The 1231-nt window shown below is 59.0% G+C and carries 1 protein-coding gene; it reads left to right on the top strand.

Translation table 11 applies throughout. From position 1 onward, the window contains the following. Positions 1-70: 70 nt before the first annotated feature. Positions 71-1197 (top strand): IS3 family transposase gene (locus tag BM171_RS18625; RefSeq protein WP_093016155.1). Its coding sequence is split into 2 segments (ribosomal slippage): positions 71-335 and positions 335-1197, totalling 1128 coding nucleotides; the frame shifts between segments, so codons are not numbered across the junction. Positions 1198-1231: the final 34 nt, after the last annotated feature.

Here is a 1231-nt window from a genome sequence, read left to right on the forward strand (position 1 = left end):
CTGGAGTGCCCCCACTGAAGTGGTCCACGAACTGGGATAGTTTTATCCCGATGTCAGGAGGACCAGAGAGATGGCTGGAAAGCGAGACAAGCCCGAAGAGATCGTGCTGAAGCTGCGGCAGGTTGAAGTTCTGCAAGGACAAGGAAGCTCGATTGCCGATGCTGTTCGCCAGATCGGCGTGACGCAGCAGACTTACTATCGATGGCGCAAGGAATACGGTGGCATGAGCCGAGACCAGCTCAAACGGCTGAAGCAGCTCGAGAATGAGAATGCCCGGCTCAGGCGCGCGGTTTCAGATCTGACGTTGGACAAGATGATCCTGACCGAGGCCGCCCGGGGAAACTACTGAGCCCCGCCCGCCGTCGTCGATGTATCGACCATGTGCGGCAGACCCTTGGCGTATCTGAGCGCCGGGCCTGTCGCACATTGGGACAGCATCGCTCGACGCAGCGCAAGGTGCCCATAGGTCTGCCGGATGAAGACCGGCTGACCGATGACATCATCGCGCTGACGCGAGAGTTTGGGCGTTACGGGTATCGCATGATCACGGGCATGCTGAACAACAGCGGCTGGCATGTGAACCACAAGCGCGTTGAACGGATCTGGCGGCGGGAGGGGCTGAAAGTCCCGCTAAAACAACCCAAGAAGGGTCGGCTCTGGCTGAATGACGGCTCGTGCATCCGGCTCAGGCCGGAACGCCCGAACCATGTCTGGTCCTATGACTTCGTGCAGGACCGGACCCACGACGGGCGGGTCTATCGCACCCTCAACATCATCGACGAATTTACCAAGGAGGCGCTGGCGATCCGTGTCAAACGCAAGCTCAATTCTGTCGATGTGGTCGATGCTTTGACCGACCTGTTCATCCTGCGCGGTTCGCCAGAATACATACGGTCCGACAATGGCGCGGAATTTATTGCCAAGAAGGTGCGGGCATGGATTGGAGCCGTGGGCGCGAAAACCGCGTTCATTGCTCCTGGTTCACCTTGGGAGAACGGCTATTGCGAGAGCTTCAACGCCCGGTTCAGGGACGAGTTGCTAAACGGCGAGGTCTTCTACTCGCTACGCGAGGCCCAGATCCTGATCGAAAGATGGCGTCGCCATTACAACACAGTCAGGCCGCACAGCGCTCTGGGATACCGTCCACCAGCGCCAGAGAGCATCGTGCCGATAGACCAGAGGCCGACCATGCACTAACAAACTAACTGGACCACTCGGTGGGGGCAGACCA

It is taken from the genome of Roseivivax halotolerans (assembly GCF_900115815.1).
Classification (GTDB): Bacteria; Pseudomonadota; Alphaproteobacteria; order Rhodobacterales; family Rhodobacteraceae; genus Roseivivax; species Roseivivax halotolerans.